This window comes from Neptunomonas japonica DSM 18939, from assembly GCF_000422765.1.
GTDB classification, from domain to species: Bacteria; Pseudomonadota; Gammaproteobacteria; order Pseudomonadales; family Balneatricaceae; genus Neptunomonas; species Neptunomonas japonica.
On the sequence record NZ_AUGR01000014.1, the window covers coordinates 67,579 to 88,080 of the forward strand.

Here is a 20,502-nt window from a genome sequence, read left to right on the forward strand (position 1 = left end):
TTTTATAGTTATCCATACATACAGCTCAAGCTTTAAGCTATCAAGGATGGGGTCTAGATAAAGTACGCTTCCCATGTAAATAAAGTACCGGCTATATGTAGTCTTTTGTTGTTAAATGTAACTAAATGTAACTGCCGCTCAAAATAGCCAACTAACTATTTGATATAAAAGAGTTATAATAATAATTATCAAGAAAAGACCTCGCTTTTCTTTACTCATCTGCATTGCTAGACTCAAACAAAGCCTCTGGATGAACTCTGCTCTATGACTAGCCACACAAACCATAAATACAGAATACTGATTGTTGAAGATGATTTTGCCTCACGATCGCTTCTTTCTAGCTACCTAGAAAAAGAAGGCTACTTCGTCAGTGAGACTGAACAAGCCGATAATCTGTGTGAGCGAGTACAACAAGAGCAGATTGATCTTGTGCTGCTTGATATCAACCTACCCGGAAAAGATGGACTAACTCTCACCCGGGAGCTGCGGTCAGTATCCAGCGTAGGTATTATTCTGGTTACCAGTAAAGGCGATGAAATTGACCGTATCGTCGGTTTAGAGCTTGGAGCAGACGATTACGTCACTAAACCCTTTAACCCACGAGAGTTACTAGTACGGGCAAAAAACTTACTATGGCGTGTCAAAGACAGCCAACAGGCTCGCCAACAAGAGAGCACTCAAAAGTGGAAATTTGAAGGCTGGGTATTAGATGCAAATAAACGCTTACTCACCTCCCCCACGAGTGTTGATGAGCGCCTACCCGAGGGTGAATTTAAATTACTTAGCGCACTGCTCTACGCGCCTGGCGCTATACTTTCACGTGATCAGCTAATGGATGCGATCCATGATCGCGAATGGACACCCAATGACCGCTCCGTGGATGTTATGGTGGGGCGCCTGCGACGAAAACTAGGCGACAATCCTTCTAATCCACACTTTATTTTGACTGCACATGGTGCCGGTTATGTATTTGCCGGTGAGGTACGTTAAATGCACACCAACGGAATCTCTCTTGTGCAGGAGTTGATTCATCAGGGTAAACGCAGCCGTGTTTCACGCGGTGTATCTGAAAGTAATCAAGCAGTTGTCATCAAACAACCCAGCCATCATGCCAACCCCATTGCAGCAAATCGGCGCTTACTCCATGAAGCTGACATTTTAAGCGAACTCAACATTAACGGGGTGATTCCGTTAGTAGAGTGCCTAAAATCTGATACAGACCATAGTCTGGTATTTTTGGATAACGCAGCGATTAGCCTACGCGAGTGGTTGTTGTTAGAACGGCCCGACCTTATAACACGCTTAACAGTAGCGCTAAGCCTTAGCAAAACATTGGGGCAAATACATGAAGCGCGGATTACCCACAAACAGGTAACACCCGATAACATTCTTATTAACCCAGCAACTGTGCAAGCCTATATTATTGACTTCTCGATGAGTAGCCGACTCAGCCGAGAGCACCCATCATCGAGCGCTCCACAAGCTCATTCAGACAACCTATCCTACATAGCCCCTGAACAAACAGGGCGTATTAATCGTTACATTGATTACCGTACCGATTACTACAGCTGGGGTATCACACTGTACGAGATATTTACTGGCTGCTTACCCTTTACACAACAAAATAACCAAGAACTCCTGCACTGTCACATCGCTCGCCAACCTAAAGCACCACACCTTATTAACCCAGAGCTACCCTTAGTATTATCTAATATTATCTTTAAGCTAATGGCAAAAGATGCAGCACAGCGTTACCAATCCAGCTACGGGCTATGCCACGATATAAATGCCTGCTTGGAGCAAGTGCACTCTAAAAATCTACAAGATTTCGCCGTCGGCTCTCAAGACGTTTCGGAGCGGTTTGAGCTACCACAAACACTGTACGGCCGTGCCTCCACCGTCACCCAACTAAAAGCCTGCTTTGATAATGTCTGCGCAGGCAAACAATCAATGGCCTTAATCACTGGCTATGCGGGTGTCGGAAAATCCAGTGTTGTGCATGAGTTACGCCATTATATTTCGCAACACCATGGCCTTTTCGCCAGTGGAAAATTCGATCAATATCATCGAAACCGACCTTATACTGCTATTTATCAGGCGATGCAGACGCTTATTCGCCAGCTACTAACAGAACCTGACGAGCGTATTAAACACTGGCGATCAAACCTTCAAGAAGCCTTTGGCAGCAATGCAGAGGTGCTACTAAAGCTGATTCCTGAACTTGAACTCATTATTGGCGAACAGCCACAAGCACCGCGTTTATCACCATCTGAGGAGCAGCATCGCTTCTCGCATATTTTTCGCCAAATGTTGAAAGTATTTGCTACAGCAGAACACCCCTTAGTACTTTTCTTTGATGATTTACATTGGGCCGACTTATCGTCATTAACACTATTAGAAAAACTGGCGCACCACCCGCAACATCCACACCTTTTTATTATTGGAAGTTATCGGGATAACGAATTCAACAAGCATCATCCGTTTCAACTATCACTCCAGCGCCTTAAAAGCTCACCGCTTGAGTTGTCTTTATTTGAAATCAAAGCCTTAACTCTTGAGGATATTCAGCTATTAATTGCCGATACACTGAGTCATTCAGTGGCGCAGAGCAAACCACTAGCTGAAATATGTTTTGAAAAAACTCAAGGCAACCCCTTCTTTTTAAATCAGTTTTTACTCGATTTATATGAGAAGCGCCTTATCCATTTTCAAGGAAGCCTATGGTCATGGAATGAAGAAGAGATTCGTGACTGTGAAATAACCGATAACGTTATTAGCTTTATGGTGGATAAAATCCGCCGCTTATCGCCACAAACACAATCGGTCATACAGATAGCTGCGTGTATCGGGAACCCTGTTGCTTTGCCGATTCTTGCTGCGGTATGTGAGCAATCACCTGAACAAACCGCTACAGATCTATGGCAGGCTATTTCTGAAGGTCTGATCTTCCCATTAGAAGCAAACCACCACGCCAAGAGTAAAGAGCAAGCAGAACAGCTGCGCTACCGCTTTGTACATGATCGTGTTCAGCAAGCGGCCTACTCTCTCATTCCTGACGATGACATTACCAACCTTCACTACCGCATAGGCCAAATACTACAAACAAAAACACCTCGCCACGAACAGGGCCGTCGTATTTTTGATGTGACGAATCACCTAAACCAGGCACAAGCATTAATTGAAACAGCAGCAGAAAGAGTAGAACTCACCCGCCTTAATTTGCAGGCGGGCTTACAGGCAAAAGAGGCCGCCGCGTTTGAATCAGCCTTTGACTATTTTCGAAAAGGAATTGAGCTCCTAACAGCTGATTGCTGGGAAAATCAGCCATCCATTGCTTTATCGCTATACCAACATGCAGCAGAAGCTGCCTATATCAAAGCAGACTTCGCTACACTGCACCAGCTTGTTGATACAGCGCTTCCACATTGCCATCAAATGGCCGATAAGGTACTGCTTCAGGAATTACAAATTCAGGCGTTGGTATCGACCAACCACTTTGATGATGCGCTAACAGTCGCCTTACATTTATTGAAACAACTCAATTTTCCACTCCCTAATGCCCCCGGAGCATTCGCTATTAATCGTGCGAGGCTCAGTTCATTGGTTAGGCTTTACCGCTATTCGGATGAGAAAATCCTGAGCTTACCGAAGATGGAACAGCCAGAAGCCCTAGCCGCTATGCCTATTCTGACCAGTATGTTTGGCGTGGTGAAATTTTCAAGTTCGGGCCTGCGTCCCTTAGTGATGGCGAAAGAAGTTGAATTAACATTACGCTATGGCCTAAGCACGGAATCAGCCATGGCATTTGCCGGTTACGGTGGTGTACTTTGTGGTAAATACCAGCAAATAAAACAGGGGTTCCGCTTAGGCGCGCTGGCTATTAAGCTCGCACAACAAACAGATAACAATCGAATAGAACATAAAGTCCAATCTCTGTTCAACACCTATATACGCCATTACAAAGAGCCACTTACACTATGTTCTGAAGCATTATTAGAAGCGCATAATAGCGGCTTAGAAACCGGAGACATAGAATGGAGCGCTTACTCATTAGCGGCACATATTCAGTACAGCCTGCCACTGAGTAACAACTTCGATCAACTCGCCATTAAACTGCAGGGTTACATTCTGCAGCTACAAGAAACCGGACAAAAGCAGTCACTACAATACTCATTAATGGCTCTGCAGTTTGTAGAAGTGCTAAGAGACCCCACTGCGACAACAACACTGAATGGCGAGTATTACGATGCTGAATTAATGCTCATCGAGCATCATGAGAATAATCACAAGACAGCTATCTGCTTACATTTTTTCTATCAATCCTTGCTCGCCTTTATTTTTAAAGAACACCAAAAATCGGACGATTACAGCCAACAGGCACTAGAGTTTAGCCCTTATATTAGCGGCACCTATACCGAGCCTTTTTTAGATTATATAAATGTCATCAATACCATAATGTTACTGGCCTCTTTACGTGAGGCTGAACAAATGCAGCGCATTAAAGAGATCAATGCTTACCTCAAATCCAGCAACAAACTGGCAGAACAGTGCCCACAAAATCATGAACACCGTCAACTGCTCGTAAAGGCAGCACTGCTAACTTACGAGCAATCTTACAGCGAAGCTATTGACCTGTTTGACCAGGCTCTTGCGTTAATGCAGGAAAATTCTTTTCATCTGGATTTTGCCATTGCCAACGAATTAGCTAGCCAATGCTACCGTAGCTGGGGAAAGCACAGCATTGCTCACCACTATATAACGCAGGCTTATCAAGCTTATGAGCGCTTAGGAGCAAACAGCAAGTTACGGCACCTAAAAGCTGAATTTAGCGACCTCAACCCAGTGCCTAATCAGCATAAGCAAACTGACTTTTCTGATTCAGCACTTTCAAACGAGCCAACAGAACAACCAAGCCGTGCATACGATGTCTCATCTGTTATTAAAGCATCACAGGCCATATCAGATGAGATCGTGCTTGAACCACTTCTCAGCCGCCTTATTAAGCTCGCTATTGAAAACGCAGGCGCACAGCGTGCCGTGCTACTGCTCAACCGAGAAACATTAGTTATTGAAGCAGAAGCCGGCATTGATGGCCCGACGCAACACTATGACGCGATGCCATTAGATGATGGTGCACACTTACTGCCAACCAGCATCATTCATTATGTTGCGCGCACAAAAGAAAATGTAGTGTTAGGCCATGCTAGCCAACATGAAATGTTCCAACAAGACGCTTATATTCAAGAGAAACAACCTCTCTCGCTGCTCTGTATGCCTATCATGTATCACGGAGCACTCACCGCCATTCTCTATTTGGAGAACAGCCAAAGTCGTGATGTTTTCGACAGAAACCGCTTAGAGGCACTACAAATACTATCGGCACAGGCCGCTATCTCGATAGAAAATGCCAAGCTATACCAAAGCTTGGAAAAATCCGAATATAACTATAAATCACTGTTTATGAACGCAGTAGAGGGAATTTTTAGAGCCGCTCCCCAGGGACGATTTATCTCAGCAAACCCTGCGCTTGCGACTTTATTGGGCTACCCTACGCCAGATGCTTTTCTTGACGAAATAACTGATATCGCCAGCCAATGCTTTATTGATGATACTGATCTTCGCTCTTTTATGGATACATTGAGCTCCCAACAAAAAATCATAAACTTTGAAACTCGCTGGCAAACAAAGTCTGGCTTTCCTATTTATGTCGCCATTTCTGCTCGCATTGTGCATAACTCACAAGGTGACCTTGAATACTACGAAGGCTCATTAACAGATATTAGTGAGCGCAAAGCAAAAGAAGCAGCAGAACAAGCGCGCAGTAAAGCAGAAGCCGAAAATGAAGAAAAATCACGCTTTCTTGCTACCATGAGCCATGAAATTCGCACACCCATGAATGGCATTTTGGGAATGACACAGTTACTCAAAAAAACTAATTTAGACGCCACCCAAATTGAGCAAGTCGATACTATCTTTAAAGCGGGACGATCTCTTTTAACCATTTTGAACGATATTCTCGACTTCTCTAAAGCAGAATCAGGCCAACTAGCGCTAGAGACTAACCCTTTCAAAATCGAAGATGTGCTTGATGAGGTATATTGTTTGTTCATGCCTCTGGCACAAGAAAAGTCACTACAAATTGTGCCTCAAATTGACCGCATGTTACCAACCGTTGTAGGTGATCGACGTGCCCTCACACAAATACTCATGAACCTCTGCTCCAATGCATTGAAATTCACACATGAGGGTTACATTACCTTAAAAACCATAAATCTAAAGCAAACCGACAACGATATTAGCGTGCGAATTGAGGTAAAAGATACGGGTATTGGTATTGCTGAAGCATCACAAAGTAAAATATTTCAGCACTTCATCCAAGCTGACAGCACTATCACCCGTCGCTATGGCGGAACCGGACTAGGTCTGGCAATTACCAAGCGAATGGTAGAGCAACAAGGAGGAAATGTCGGCTTTTCAAGTACACAGAGCCAAGGCTCTACATTCTGGCTTGAGCTGTCCTACCCTCTCTGTAGTGATGCAACGCTACCCGACATTGAAAAGAAAACAGCGGCAACCCCAACAGTACCAATGGATATTCTTCTCGTTGAAGATACGCCTATTAACCAGCAAGTCGCTAAAGGGTTACTCGAAAGTGATGGGCATCATGTCAGCATTGCTGAAGATGGTTTCACAGCACTTTCTATGCATAACGATCATCTTTATGATCTTATCCTGATGGATATCCACCTGCCCGATATGGATGGTATTACCACCACAGAAAAAATTCGCTCCCACCCAAACCCTAAATATGCCGCCATTAAGATCATTGCGCTAACCGCATCTGTATCCCAACATGAAATAGAGAAATACAAGCAAGCAGGCATGGATGGGGTACTCGCAAAACCTATTCAATTTGAAGCGATGCAGCAACTCTTAAACGACAAGATGGCAATAGACTCTGATCATATGCAAACCAAGCAAGGCAAATACCTAAACACCACACTACTCGATCAACATCAACAGCTACTAGGCACAGAACGTATTCACAAACTTATTGAACAGTTTTATCAAATGGCGAGCACATTACTGCCAGAGATAGAAAAAGCGGCAAAACAAAATCAACTAACACCACTGAGCACTGCTGCACACACGCTTGCTGGCGCTGCTGCAAACTTTGGCTTTGAAGCATTGCATGCACACTGTCAAAAACTAGAGCGCGCCGCTCAAGCCGACTTACTAAGCGAGGCGTCTGCTCTAGCAGAACACACCAAGCGTTTATATAACGACAGTCAAACAGAGCTTGCTCTCTATTTTGAACAACAAAAGGAAAGCGATGCAATGTAGGTATATAGATAAAGGGTATGGGGGAGATAAAAAAACCAAATGCCACGGAGAGAATACTAATGGCATTTGGTAAAGGTAAACCTAAGGGATCACTTATAACGAGCGACTAGCGACTAGCGACTAGCGACTAGCGATTAATATTCAAAAGCTGCGGAACTGTATATTCCAACAACCCTTCCAGCCCAAACTCAACACCAAAACCAGACATTTTACAGCCACCAAATGGCGCATGAGGTAACACTTCTGCATGACCATTAATCCATGCCGTACCGCACTCAAGCTGTGAAGCAACCTCTTGAGCTTGGTTAATATCGGCTCCCCATACTGAACCACCCAAACCATTTTCACTGGCGTTAGCACGGGCAACAGCATCATCAATATCGCTGTATTTAATCAGCGGCAGAACCGGGCCAAACTGCTCCTCATCAACAACACGCATACCATCCGTCACATTAGTAACGATCGTTGGCGCAATAAAGTACCCAGCGCCTTCAGGAACAGTAGCACTTGGGTGAACGACGCCACCATTAGCCTTTGCATCAGCAATCAATTCATTAACTAAATCGTATTGATCTTTGTTTTGAACAGGACCGAAGGTAACACCCGGTGTAGCGCCATCACCTACAGTTTGCTGCTGTGCAATTGCTATTAATTCCTGACTTAATTCATCATAAAGAGATTCGTGCACATACAGACGCTTAAGTGCTGCACATGTTTGCCCCATATTCAGAAATGCCGTTTGAAAAACGCCTTGAGCAATCGATTTCACATCTGTACCGGGTAAAACGATCGCAGCATCATTGCCACCCAACTCAAGCGTTAAGCGCTTCAAGTTATCAGCAGCATTACGCATAATATTTTGGCCTGTTGGCGTAGAACCTGTAAAAACAATCTTACGGATTTTTTTATGGCCACTCATCGCACGCCCTAAACCACCTTCACCTGTCACGATATTAGCAACACCTGCAGGAACAACTTCGTTAATAAGTTCAACCAACCGCATGGTGTTAAAGGGTGTCATTGAAGAAGGCTTAACAACAATGGTATTTCCTGAACGCAGAGCCGGCATAATATGCCAAACAGCAATCATCAACGGCCAGTTCCATGGCAAGATCGACCCCACCACACCTAATGGTTTACGGTGAAGTTCAATTCGCTTGTTCGGGCTGTCTTCAATCACTTCAACAGGGATTTCCAAATCAGCGGTGTAACGCGTCCAAGCAACAGCACCACCCACTTCCATCTGCGCTAGCGCCTGTGGTTTACCCTGCTCACTAGTAATAATATTTGCCAGCTCTGTTGCATGCTCTTCAAGCTTATCTGCAATTTTATGCAGCATGGCTTGGCGGTCTGTGTGGTTAGTTTTCTGCCATGTTATAAACGCCTTTTCAGCGGCGTCCACTGCCAGATCAAGTTGCTCTAGCGACGCAGCAGGACATTCTGCAAGCGCCTCTGCTGTCGCTGGGTTTATCACAGCAAAAGGTGTGTTTTCACCGGCTACTGCTTGCCCGTCAATCATCATTGAATAGTCATTTTTCATAGAAGAACCTGCTTATCAAAATAAATATAACCGGGCTCATTGAGCCCGGCATTTAGCAACGTTAGCTTTCTTGTTTCAGCATTAGAAAGGTACGATCGCTATCATCTGGAAATAAGTATTAGTATCGGAATTACCTATTTGAACACCGGCATTGTCTGGCGTATAGAAACCTAACAGAGGGCTGATTATCAAATGTTCATTCACCACCCACTCAGCATAAAGATCAACCTCTTGCCCATCTAAAGAGCCGTTACCCGCGGTATCACCAAAGTCAAAGAATAGGGCACCAAAGGATAAGGTTTCACTCGGGCTGGCTTTCAAGGCTAGATGATGAACATCAGTTTCGCTGTTAAAAGGACCTGCGTAATTAGATGCCACTTCACCTTGGAACCATGTTCCATAGCCACGGTTAAAGCCGAAGAACAATGGGTCAAAGCCTTCTTCAAAGGTACTATAACGATAATTCACACTCGGCGACCAAGGCACTTCTGCAAAGGTCCAACCTGCTTCTACATACCATGCATTAGCATCTTTTCGCGTATCATCACCCTGTTTTTGAGTTACAAACTCAGAAGACAAGAAGAGGTTTTCAACACCTGCATTACCCTGAAAACGTAAACTCAATGTATCTTGGCCATCGCGGTGGGTATTACCAAAGTCTTCGTTTACATCGAGGCCTTTTAAATACATCGCCCCAAACGTGCCCTTTTCATTACTATATTCAACATTAATACCGGCGAGTTCAGTTTCTGACTGTGCTTTGTTATCTGAGGCAATCCAGAAAATATCAGAGCGTAGTCCTTTACCATTAGCAATTTTTAAGACAGCGGTTTGATCAAATGCTTTGCGCGCTGCTAACCAATATGCGCCACCTCGGTTTAGCTCTTTACCCAAAGCATCACCAAAGTTAAGAGCGTCACCATTGATTAGAAATCCATCACCAAATGATAAGTTTTGACGCCCAAAAGAAAACTCTAACCCGTTCTCACCCAGAGATGAGATCATATTCCCTGAACGCCAACCTAGGTACGCATCCTCAACCTTGGTTTTACGCTCATCTCCGCTGGTAAAACCACCCGCATCACCATCTCCGAATGTTCCTGAACTCAGTAGGTTTAATGCGCCGTATAGGGTTGCTCCCTGATTCAGGTTACGTGTAGCACTAAGGCCATATTTGACATATGCCTCCTGCCAGTTTGAACTTCCCTCATCGTTAACTGCAGCACCCGTGACGTCATAGCTTTCTTGGCTACTAAACGTTCCTAGAATGGCTTCTATATCAAGGTTCACTTCACCTGCGTCACTGGTATGCAGATTATAAGCATGAGCAGGAAAAGCCATTACTGCAGCTACAGCAGCACCAAGCAGGTACGGTTTACGAATTTTGAAGGGGGTCTTCATCAGGATAGTTCCTCCACGGAAACAGTCGCTATTCTTATTAGTTATTGATGATTCCAGTTAATGAATCACTTTATAACGTTAAGCATACTGTTGTGGTGTAAACCAGCTTTGAGCTAAATGTTTGAAGTTGTTCTCAAATGTAATTAGATGTAACAGGCAAGGCCTATTAGGCCTCACACTCTCTTAACTTGCGGTAAATTGTTGCTCGGCTAATACCTAATGCGCTCGCTGTTGCAGAGACATTTCCTTCACATTGATCCAACGTATTGCGGATAAGCTCTAACTCAGTGACTTTAATAGTGCCTGCTCGGCCAGATGAGCTATTGGCATTTAACTCATCAATAAAGTCATCTGTTAAGTGATCAATGGTGATCTGTTTTTCTCCATCATCCAAAAAGGCGACGGCCGCTTTCATCACCATCTCTAACTGGCGAATGTTGCCCGGCCAAGCATACTGGCGAAACATATCAAGAACCTCAGCATGCACTGTGACATATGTGGCGCCCATACGTGCTAACAGGTCAGTTAACAAAGCTTCTAAGTCAGAACGTGCTCGTAATGCAGGCAACTGCACACCCACCCCGTTTAGGCGATAATAAAGATCTTCACGAAAATCATTATCTTTGACGAGTGATTTGATATCCCGGTGAGTTGCGCAAATTAAAGCAATATCAAGGTCGACCTCTTCTCCTCCACCTAGCGGAGCGACTCTTCGCTCTTGTAATACGCGTAATAACCGCGCCTGCAGAGCCAGTGGCATGTCACCAATTTCATCAAGAAATAAAGTACCGCTGTTAGCTTGTTGAAAGCGCCCGATCATCCCGCCTTTACGCGAACCTGTAAATGCACCCTCACGATAGCCAAACAATTCTGACTCAATTAAACCTTCAGGAATAGCCGCACAATTCACGGCTATAAAAGGTTTATCCGCACGCTGACTCTGGTTATGCAAGGCACGTGCAACAACTTCTTTACCGGTACCGGTTTCACCATTGAGTAAGATTGGCAGGTCATGATCAATCCCCTTTAACGCCATACGGAGTGCTTTAGCGAGGCGTGGATTCTCGGCACCGACCTTTTGTAATGAAGGGTGGCTTGATTGGCGTTTTAGTTTAGTGGGACCTTTAGAGAAAGACTCACTTCTAGCGGGTAAGCCTGTCAGTTGGCGAGGAAAGTGTAGTAATTCACAATAAAGAACAACATCTCTAAGCTGCAATGTTACACCGGTATTACGCAGTAACTGATTAAGCAACACCGTTGGCGCTTGGCCTGTAATAGTTTCAATCGGTTGATGTTGTAAGTTTTCGCGTGATTTTTTTAATAACTGACACGCCTGTTCATTCAGCGCCAGAATCATCCCCTCCATATCAATAGCAATAAGCCCTTGCCATGCAGAGTGCAGGTACTCTGTGCGACTATGAAAGGCAATAATTACATGTTCTTGAAAGTGGGAAATAAATAATCTGTTTTCTATATTGCGCGCCGCCAGCTGAACCGCACTCATATTACCTTGTATATGTTGAGCATTGGCTTCGGTGGTTAAATCAAGCACGCCCAATAGCTGACCATCCACACCTGAAATGGGCGTTGATGTACAAGAAAAGCACCCCGCACCATCAAGAAAATGCTCAGTACCGTTGATCATTACCGGTTTACCATCGACCACCGCTGTGCCTAACGCATTAGTGCCGTGCGTATCTTCAGACCAACAGATACCTGGATCTAGAGCATACTCCCCTGCATTTTTCAAAGAGCGCCTATCACCTAGCAAAGAGAGAATGGTGGCGTTGTCATTAGCAAGAATGACCATTCCTTTATCACGGTTAAATTGTCGCGACAAATGATCCATTTCAGGCGCAGCCATAGAAATTAGTGTCTGATGGTTCTCTTTTAATTCAAGCACATCACAAACAGAAGCATCTTTTGCAATCAATGGATCTTGAAAACGAACTCCCGCTTTAATGCTACGTTGCCAAGATGCTTCGATCTGGGCACGTAAAAACCCACCGGGAAGCTCCCCTTCTAAAAGAAGCCTTTCACGAGCACGCTGCGCATCATGAAGAGGATCGCTGTAAACCCTCTGCTCTAACTTATAAGACATAGAACATGGCCTCTTCATTATTGTTATTGGGCTGGATGTCTTTGAATAAAACGCTAATCGCTACCACTCTAAACCGACTGCAAAGCAAAATGCAATATCGACACATCTCAGAAGAAAAGCAGCCACTTCAATGAAGGGGGATTAAAGTGGCTAGCGTCCTTTTATTGCTTAAAAGAAATACATCACCACGGCTTGCGCATAAATATTACTATCATCATTACCTTGAGCTGCGACAACCGCATCACCATCAGGCATATATACCCCAAGTAACGGGCTAAATATCCAGTTATCTGTAATGCTCCAAAGTGCATACAGATCTACTTCGCTGCCGGCTAAATCAGGGGCATCATCTTGCGGTGAAAACTTCCAGTATTGTGCGCCCACTTGTAGATCAGCTCGCGGGGAAGCGGATATTTCTATACGGCTAACATCATTGCCGCTGTTAGCAGGGCCGGCATAATTTGAAGCTACTTCTCCTTGGAACCAAGTACCAAAGCCTCGCGTAAAGCCGAAGAACAATGGGTCAAACGCTTCGTTTTTAGTCGTTTCCGTTTTATCACCCGAGAATTGCGCATAACGATAATTTACATTAGGTGACCATGGCACATCCGCAAAAGTCCAACCAGCTTCTACATACCAGGCATTACCTGCATTTTTAACTGCTGAGTCTCCACCACTTTCCTTTACATACTCAAACGATAAAAAAAGATTTTCGACACCTAACGAACCTTGCCCGCGAACACTGACAACATTCATACCTTTGCGCTTATCCCACAAGCCCAGACCTGAGCCTTGGTCAACATCAAGTACCGAAAGATAACTAGCTCCTAACGTACCGAGTTTTTCATCAACATATTCAAGATTAACACCTGCCAGTGAAGTATCTTGATGATATGGGTTATTCGATTGTAACCAGAACATATCTCCTCTGAAGTTACCTTCAGGGTTGAGTTTCAATATGGCGGTATTACTAAAGCTTTTTTTGCCTGCCAGATAATAAGCACCACCACGATCAACATCGACACCCGGAGCGCCTAAATCACCTAAGCTAATAGCATCTCCAGCAATCAAAAAGCCATCACCTAGTTGAAAGGTTTGCTGCCCTACTGACAGATCTATTAGGTTACTTGAGGACCTAAACCCCAAATAAGCGTTTTCCAAATCAACCTGCCCTTCATTACCACTGGTTAACCCGGCAGCATCACCATCGCCCGCGGTACCGAGCGCGATAGCACCCAGCCCTGCGTATGCTTGTATGCCATTGGGTAACTTATGCGACACAACAAATGTTGGTTTAATAAAACCTTCTTGCCAAGTACGACCGTCATCACCGACATAATCTTCTGACGCTGAAAATACACCAGCCATTGCTTCAACATTGAGCTCAAATTGAGTCTCATCGGATGAGCTTAATACAGCAGATTGAGCTGTTGCAGCCATCGCCGACGCGACCAACCCCACTACGATTCTTTTTTGGATCATCATTTTTACACACCATTTTTATTATTTCAGGCAAAAAAGCCCCTAGGAGACCGAAAACGGTCTCTATTAGGGGAATAACCAGAGGATGTATTCAGGTATTAGCGGATAAAGATTTGAGAGGTACTTATCGCCATGTCACCACCTGGTAACTGGATATTGCCAAGCTTTTCTAAAGAGTCTGCATCATAGATAGCAACATCGTTGAATGTGCCACCCAGATATATTTTGCTGCCATCATGGTTCATAGCAATGCAGTAATAAGAATGATCAAGAGCCGCTGCTTTAATCAGCTTTTTCTCTTTAACATCATATTTAGCTAAACGATTAAGCACACCAAACACAATATTAGGGTCTTTAGGAGACATCATGCCCGTGAAGTAGATTTCAGTAATCGGCCCAAAATCAGTCGTTTGGGTTTCACCCGTTTCTAAGTTCACATTCATAAAGCCATAAATCCAATCCGCAGTATCTAGGTTGTACGAGTCATCCTGAAACTTAGCGGTGGTATAAAGAATCGTGAAATCTTTTGACGGTGTCTGGATCGGCCAAGCATTTAACACATCCGGTGGCGCGTACAATGGACGCTGCCAACTTCGACTAGCAATAGCCGTAGTATGTTTGCCTGTGTGCACATCAAATTTGTAGATATCGGCACCGGCCATATACAAACCACCATCTGCGCCAGTCGTCATCACGGTGACTTGTCGTGGCGCCGGGAAAGTACGAATAGGTTGTGCATCTAAGCCGTCATCCGCGCTATAAACAGCCAACTGCGTTGGCAAAATACGGTAATGATCATTATTCATCTTAGTGGGGTTATGCATCGCATAGATCTCTTTTCCATCTGGGCTGATGGCCATGGAAAAAATAGACTTAGTGCGTACCGTCGGATCGCTTGAAAAACGTGTATGAAAGCTCACATCACACGTATCTAAGTTAATACCGTAGATATCTTCATAGTGGTTCGACAATATATAAGCCGTCTTCTTATCCGGTGCAACCTGCATTACTCCAGGGCCATAAGCACCCGGCACCTTACACGTTTTAACCAGCGAATCCGTACTCAAATCAATCACATTAATTTGATTGGGATAGTTTGCAACAATCATATATTCGTTGCCGGGCTTTAATGCAGTATCAGTAGCCAGAGCAGCCGGTGATAATAAGCCTGCCGTCACAGTCAATAAAACCGCATTCAGACTAATAGCCAGTGATGGCTTTGTTTTTGTTATGTTCATTATGCTCATCCTGCCTTTACTTTTTATCTGCGGGGAAAACAGTACCCAAATTCCGCCAGTCGTCTTTAGAGTTCTGGGCATCTTTATTCCAGTCTTGATAAGTGTTCATCATGTCTGGCACCTGAGCAGGCCACCAGCAAGGATCAGCACAGCCATAAAGGTCTGATTCCATTGGCTGGCAAAGAGAGGTTACCGAGCCAAAAGCATCGATCTCCCAACCGGGATCTGTTGTCGCAGTACAACCTGCCAAGCTACTCATTGCCACGACCTCTTCTACCTGATTATCGGTGACGGCCTGATCGAGCAGTTGCGCTTTATTATTAATGGGTTTAAGAAATTTCATATCAGAGAGCCCTCCGAGGTGTAATGTAGGTATCGATAAAGGCCGGATTATCGGCCATGATGCGGCTATAGGTTTCGATAACAAAATCAACCCAATCACGCATCAAATCGCAATAGTGATAAGTAGGACGCGTTGGGTCTTCATAGCGAGCGTAGCTTTCGTGATAGCAACCACCTGAACATAAATTACGAATATGGCAGGTCTCGCATCCGGTATTAGTTCGGTCCAAACGCTGCGCAAGAAATCCACCCAAACGCTCTTTATCAATCCCCTGATGCACATCACCAAAGGTATTCAGGTCGGAACCTGTAAAGCGATGGCATAAATTCAGGTCGCCCTTATGATCCACTGCTAACATTTTCAAACCGGCACCACAGGGCAATGCTTTTTTATTCCCTTCGTGGATATCCGTTATCATCTGATGCATATTGCTAAAACCTATATTACGATTCTGCAATGCAGCTTCTAGATAACGATTTCCGAGTGCTTTCATGTTATCGAAAACCTGTTTAACCTCTTCATCAGAAAGGTTAAATTCAGACATATCGCCCGACGTTACTGGTGCAAAGCCTACTTCAGAAAAACCTAGATCGTTAAACAAGTGATCCCAAATAGCTTCAACATCTGTTACGCCTTTTGTGAGCGTAACTCGCGCTCCCACTGGACGAGAACGATAGCGTGACAACAGCATTTCGGCTTTACGCTTAACGACGGCATAAGTACCTTGCCCACCCACAGTGATACGATTTTTATCATGTATCGCTTCAGGGCCATCCATACTGATTGAAATACCAAAGCGGTGCTGATCAAGCCAGTCCACTAGGTCTTCATTTAGTAAGGTGGCGTTGGTCGTCGTTACAAAATTGACACGCTTGCCCGCCTCTGCAAAGCGTTGCTCACAATAAGCGACCATCTCTTTGATAAGCGGCAAATTACTCATAGGCTCACCACCAAAGAACACAACCGTGTAGGTCTCTTCATCCGGTGATTCTTTTAGCAGCATTTCAACAGATGCTTTAGCTGTTTCAAAATCCATTTTTTTGCCCGCTGAAGGCTTATCTAAGTCCTCTTTGTAACAGTAAGTGCAGCTGAGGTTGCAGCCCGTATTTACATTTAAAACGACCGTGGTTAACGGGAATCTATCCACAGTTTTGGCGCTAATTTCAGGTGTTAAACCCGAGCCATCGCTCACAACTTCTAATGCACATAAATTATGCACTAGTTCATGAACATCACCGCTTTTGTAGCGGCTATTAAGCTGCTGGCTAATCTCTTCAACCGACAAACTCCCGCTACGTAACAACCCAAAAACATCTTGTGTCATCGAGTCCAACTCAAACAACGAATTGGTCGGGATATGAAACATCATTTGTCGTTCGCTCACCCGAACTTCATGTAGATTGTTCTCAACTATGTTAAGTACAGCACTCATGATTCAGTTCCTCGTTTTACTTATTATTATGTGGCTTCTACTAACAAGCTGAGCATTATGGGATCGGAGGATTATTCCAACGCTGTATGGTTACGATGAGTTGTCCATCAGCCGTGACCGACTTTCCTTCATCATTAACTTGAGCAACGACTTTGAGGTTACCTGCATTGTTGGTGCTCATACGCCGCTCTGGATTTGGTCCAGCCAACGCAGGGGTAAACACGCCTGAAGCAGCATTCATTCGTCCACTAAAGTGCACATCATTATCGGCAGCTGAAGCCGCATCAAACGGTGCTACAGACCACGTCGCTGGCATAAAACCAATACGCACATCATCTTTCGTACCGGCAACACCATCAGTACCAGCAGCCCACGCCTCTGCTTCAAAAGCGGCTTCTATTTTTGGCGTAGAGCTATCGTTGCCACCCACACGCGCAACCTGGAATGCAGGAACAACTTTAAGACTAGCGACCTGGTCATAAACCGTAATATTAGAAGTGGCCTTACCTATGTGGATTGTCTGCATGCCAGTAACTACAGTGCTACTCGCTTTAACCTGCAAGACACGCTTGTTTTTGTCAGAAGGCATATCTTTGAGCAGCGTTAACCCTTTGCCTAATACCACATCACCCTGTAAACCCGTTCCAACAATGGATAACTCAACCGTATCACCCGCTTTAATATATTCAGGTTGAACTGCCAAAATAGCAGGCTGAGTGCTTCCCTGTTTAATGGCAGCAAAATCAAACCCGCGCTCATCATGTTCACGCTCGAACATACGACCCTGCATTTCTCCTGCTTTTGCGGTAGAAAAGACCTGTCTCATCGGTGTTCCATCAACCGTAAGATTAGCTCGCCACTCATAGCCGGTATAAAGAATGGCTTCACCCGAACCTTTGAAGGCTTTTCCGTCTGCATATTGGCCTGTCAGCGTAATGCTAAACTTATCTTTATTATCTTCGACAACCTGCATAACACCGTGCATTTCACCTTTACCCGGCATCTTGCCAGCAAACGTCCACTTACCCGCAACAATGGGCTTTACACTTTTCTGCCATTGATCCCAGGATTTGCTTTGTAAGGGCAGCATTTTTGCTAATTCTGGTACCATTTCATTCAGCGCCAAGTCCAGCCAGTCACGGTCACGTGCCATCGCCTGATATTCAGTCGTTGGCCATTGCCCTAAATGAAAATGCACCAAATGCTCCCATTCACTAGCAGGGCGACGTTGTAACAGTACTCGTGCACCAGAATGGCAACGCGCACAGGTTTCTGTAAACGCTTGTGATTCAAAACTTTCAGATGTGTTTAAACGACGTTCCAGTGCATAACGTGCATCTTCAGCTTCAGAAGGCGCAAGGCCCTGGCGGTCTGCTAAGTATTTAACCAAGGTATGGCGTTCATCATCACTGATTTTTAGCCCATGCATAATTTGCATGCGCGCAATACTCATCAACCAGCCTTCTGGTGTTTTTCGCTGATGGCTAATACGGCTCCAGGAGGTTTTGCCTTCCTGTGTATGGCACGCCAAACATTTTTGTTGGACGATACTTTCAGCACCTGCATCAGCAGCATTTGCCGACGGGATAAATGAAAGTGATACGGCTGTTAACAGCCCACTCATTAAGGAAACGATAGGGGGTGTCTTTTTCAAAACAAGACCTCCTGAATTATTATGATTATTTTAAGATGGATTTATTTGTTTCACACTTATGACAAAGCACATGATGTGCCATTACCTACTAAACCTTTTGTTAACAATTAGTTACGATGAAAACTTGTACTTTCGTACCTAAAAAGATAGCTTCCAAAACTGTTTTAAAATGAGACACCTGTGTAAAACTGATACACCTTGCTACAAACCAGCCTAAACAGTGCCCCAGCTCAAGCAACCCGCTCCTAGGCAAACAAACTGTTGTCGCACTCTGCAACAGCAGAGTGTCTTAAAAAATCACCATAAATAAAATTAAAGTTCTTTTATTACAAAAACTTAAATCAATAAATTACGAATGGCACAGCCTTTGCTTTTCTTAGGTAACATCAAACAACAATAAAAAGGCTTGTTATGACTACCTATACTCCCAGCGCAGCAACCCATGACTTTATTAACAGAAACCACAAGCTGTTCATCAATGGCGAATCTGTAGCCAGTGCTTCAGAACAAACTATTGATGTTTATAACCCAGCCACAGCTGAAAAGATCACAACCATACAAGCCGGCGGCCAAGAGGATATTAATCGTGCTGTTGCGGTTGCACGCCAAACTTTTGAAGATTCTGATTGGAGCCGAGCCCTTCCATCAGACAGAGAACGCTTGTTATGGCGTTTAGCTGACCTAATTGAAGCCAATAGTGACGAGTTATCTGAAATTGAGTCTATCGATAATGGCAAAGGCGTCGGTATTGCCAAAGGTGTGGATATTCGTTTAGCGATTGATTTTCTTCGTTACATGGCCGGTTTTGCTACAAAGATAGAAGGAAGTACTGTTGATGTATCGGTTCCCTTTATGCCGGGATCACAGTTTCATGGGTATACGCGTCGTGAGGCTGTCGGTGTTGTTGGCGCAATTGTCGCTTGGAACTTTCCGCTGTTATTAGCCTGTTGGAAATTAGGCCCTGCTTTAGCGACTGGCTGTACTGTCGTTTTAAAACCTGCCGAAGATACACCGCTTACGGCACTTCGCTTAGCTGAGCTAGTCATGGAAGCCGGTTACCCTGCTGGTGTATTGAACGTCGTAACAGGCTACGGACATGAAGCTGGCTCAGCGCTCTCGTCTCACCCTGATGTTGATAAGCTGACATTTACTGGGTCAACGCCTGTCGGAAAAATGATCGGTAAAGCCGCCATGGACAGTATGACGCGCGTTACCTTGGAGCTAGGAGGCAAGTCTCCCACTATCGTTTTGGAAGATGCTGACCTTAATATGGCAGTACAAGGTGCCGCTAACGCTATTTTCTTTAACCAAGGGCAAGTATGTTGTGCTGGCTCACGTCTTTACGTACATAAGAAACACTTCGAAAACGTAGTGGCTGATATCTCTGATATCGCAAACGGTATCACACTCGGGCATGGACTCGATCCAAGCTCACAAATGGGGCCATTAGTTTCTGCTAAGCAGTATGACCGTGTGAATGGTTACATTGAACAAGGGCGCCAAGACGGCGCAACCATCACTGCCGGCGGAGGTGTGGCCGAGCGCCCTGGATACTTCGTTAAACCGACAGTGATGGTAGATCTTGAGCAAAACTCAAAGCTAGTACAAGAAGAGATATTTGGTCCAGTATTGGTGGCTAGGCCTTTTGATGACATTGAAGAAGTAATTAAAGCTGCTAACGATTCTCCCTATGGGCTAGGCGCGAGTATCTGGTCAAATAACCTGTCACAAGTGCATCGTATGATCCCACGTATCAAATCCGGTAGCGTGTGGGTGAACTGCCATACCGCGCTCGATTCAGCCCTTCCCTTTGGAGGCTATAAACAATCCGGCCTAGGACGAGAGATGGGATCAGCAGTCATTGAGCATTACACAGAGCTTAAATCAGTGCTTATTCACCTTTAATTCACTCAAATACTACTGAAGGTTTTCTTAAATAGAGAACTTCAAGCACGGCAGGGATTACG

At 44.7% G+C, this 20,502-nt stretch carries 11 protein-coding genes; 3 read left to right on the forward strand and 8 right to left on the reverse strand.

Translation table 11 applies throughout. The features are described from left to right. The first annotated feature begins 264 nt into the window (after positions 1-264). Both G511_RS0109845 and G511_RS22435 read left to right on the forward strand, forming a co-directional pair. Positions 265-990 carry a response regulator gene (locus G511_RS0109845; protein WP_028469483.1) on the forward strand — a complete coding sequence of 242 codons (726 nt, stop codon included), beginning with the start codon at positions 265-267 and terminating at the stop codon, positions 988-990. Beyond that, a complete protein-coding gene (locus G511_RS22435) occupies positions 991-7,344 on the forward strand; it encodes an AAA family ATPase (RefSeq protein WP_051221827.1) in 6,354 nt (2,117 codons plus the stop codon). A gap of 127 nt (positions 7,345-7,471) precedes the next feature. Here the strand turns inward: G511_RS22435 and G511_RS0109860 are convergent, their stop codons facing one another. The 8 genes from G511_RS0109860 to peaA form a co-directional block, all read right to left on the reverse strand. Then, positions 7,472-8,884, reverse strand: coding sequence for an aldehyde dehydrogenase family protein (locus tag G511_RS0109860; protein ID WP_028469484.1), 1,413 nt, complete (start codon positions 8,882-8,884; stop codon positions 7,472-7,474). An 81-nt stretch (positions 8,885-8,965) separates the two neighbouring features. Next, positions 8,966-10,285 (reverse strand): alginate export family protein, encoded by a 1,320-nt coding sequence (locus G511_RS0109865; protein WP_028469485.1) that lies wholly within the window; start codon positions 10,283-10,285, stop codon positions 8,966-8,968. Between the two features lie 166 nt (positions 10,286-10,451). Then, complete coding sequence (locus tag G511_RS0109870) at positions 10,452-12,386, reverse strand: sigma-54-dependent Fis family transcriptional regulator (RefSeq protein ID WP_028469486.1); 1,935 nt, start codon at positions 12,384-12,386, stop codon at positions 10,452-10,454. A gap of 168 nt (positions 12,387-12,554) precedes the next feature. After that, entirely contained in the window at positions 12,555-13,871 is a 1,317-nt protein-coding gene (locus tag G511_RS0109875; RefSeq protein WP_028469487.1) for an alginate export family protein, read from the reverse strand. Positions 13,872-13,966: 95 nt separating this feature from the next. After that, positions 13,967-15,106, reverse strand: a complete 1,140-nt coding sequence (gene peaD / locus G511_RS0109880) for a quinohemoprotein amine dehydrogenase subunit beta (RefSeq protein ID WP_036551807.1) — start codon at positions 15,104-15,106, stop codon at positions 13,967-13,969. A gap of 16 nt (positions 15,107-15,122) precedes the next feature. After that, entirely contained in the window at positions 15,123-15,449 is a 327-nt protein-coding gene (gene qhpC, locus G511_RS0109885) for a quinohemoprotein amine dehydrogenase subunit gamma (RefSeq protein WP_028469489.1), read from the reverse strand. A gap of 1 nt (position 15,450) precedes the next feature. Continuing rightward, a complete protein-coding gene (peaB, locus tag G511_RS0109890) occupies positions 15,451-16,881 on the reverse strand; it encodes a quinohemoprotein amine dehydrogenase maturation protein (protein ID WP_028469490.1) in 1,431 nt (476 codons plus the stop codon). Positions 16,882-16,936: 55 nt separating this feature from the next. Then, positions 16,937-18,535 carry a quinohemoprotein amine dehydrogenase subunit alpha gene (gene peaA, locus G511_RS0109895; RefSeq protein WP_245573913.1) on the reverse strand — a complete coding sequence of 533 codons (1,599 nt, stop codon included), beginning with the start codon at positions 18,533-18,535 and terminating at the stop codon, positions 16,937-16,939. Positions 18,536-18,946: 411 nt separating this feature from the next. Here peaA and G511_RS0109900 point away from each other — a divergent pair, with 411 nt between their 5' ends. Next, positions 18,947-20,440: an aldehyde dehydrogenase family protein gene (locus G511_RS0109900; protein WP_028469492.1), complete on the forward strand. Its 1,494-nt coding sequence runs from the start codon at positions 18,947-18,949 to the stop codon at positions 20,438-20,440. Positions 20,441-20,502: the final 62 nt, after the last annotated feature.

What these genes read in the sequence shown, in the direction of transcription:
- G511_RS0109845 (WP_028469483.1), top strand. Translation starts at nt 265, where the DNA reads ATGACTAGCCACACAAACCATAAATACAGAATACTGATTGTTGAAGAT.
- G511_RS22435 (WP_051221827.1), top strand. Translation starts at nt 991, where the DNA reads ATGCACACCAACGGAATCTCTCTTGTGCAGGAGTTGATTCATCAGGGT.
- G511_RS0109860 (WP_028469484.1), bottom strand. Translation starts at nt 8,884, where the DNA reads ATGAAAAATGACTATTCAATGATGATTGACGGGCAAGCAGTAGCCGGT.
- G511_RS0109865 (WP_028469485.1), bottom strand. Translation starts at nt 10,285, where the DNA reads ATGAAGACCCCCTTCAAAATTCGTAAACCGTACCTGCTTGGTGCTGCT.
- G511_RS0109870 (WP_028469486.1), bottom strand. Translation starts at nt 12,386, where the DNA reads ATGTCTTATAAGTTAGAGCAGAGGGTTTACAGCGATCCTCTTCATGAT.
- G511_RS0109875 (WP_028469487.1), bottom strand. Translation starts at nt 13,871, where the DNA reads ATGATGATCCAAAAAAGAATCGTAGTGGGGTTGGTCGCGTCGGCGATG.
- peaD (WP_036551807.1), bottom strand. Translation starts at nt 15,106, where the DNA reads ATGAACATAACAAAAACAAAGCCATCACTGGCTATTAGTCTGAATGCG.
- qhpC (WP_028469489.1), bottom strand. Translation starts at nt 15,449, where the DNA reads ATGAAATTTCTTAAACCCATTAATAATAAAGCGCAACTGCTCGATCAG.
- peaB (WP_028469490.1), bottom strand. Translation starts at nt 16,881, where the DNA reads ATGAGTGCTGTACTTAACATAGTTGAGAACAATCTACATGAAGTTCGG.
- G511_RS0109900 (WP_028469492.1), top strand. Translation starts at nt 18,947, where the DNA reads ATGACTACCTATACTCCCAGCGCAGCAACCCATGACTTTATTAACAGA.